Genomic DNA, 291 nt, shown 5'->3' with positions numbered 1-291 from the left:
CCTGGCCAGCCCCAGCACGCGCGGCAGCTTGCGCGCCACCATCGCCTGCACGGCGGCGGGGTCGCCGGCGCCGATGCGCCGTACCAGTTCCTCGTCCGGATCGGCGCCCATCAATCAAGGCGCTCGCGACTGTCATTATGCAGCATAGCCTCTTGGTCATTGCTCCTCATTGGAAGCGGATTTGTGGCCCGGCCTCTCGTCGTCGCTGAGCACGCCGTCTCCGTTCTTGTCGAGCTTGGCGAAGCGTTTTGCCAGGAAGGCGTCGATAAGGCTGAGCTCGACGCCTTCCTG

The 291-nt window shown here is 65.3% G+C and carries 1 pseudogene; it reads right to left on the bottom strand.

Annotation, left to right across the window (positions count from 1 at the left end):
• A pseudogene (locus EN786_RS39215) lies at positions 1-111 on the bottom strand (RNA polymerase sigma-70 factor); the annotation flags it as partial.
• Between the last annotated feature and the right edge of the window lie 180 nt (positions 112-291).

The organism is Mesorhizobium sp. M4B.F.Ca.ET.143.01.1.1 (genome assembly GCF_004792275.1).
GTDB lineage: Bacteria > Pseudomonadota > Alphaproteobacteria > Rhizobiales > Rhizobiaceae > Mesorhizobium > Mesorhizobium abyssinicae.
This window is presented reverse-complemented; position numbering and strand designations above follow the sequence as displayed.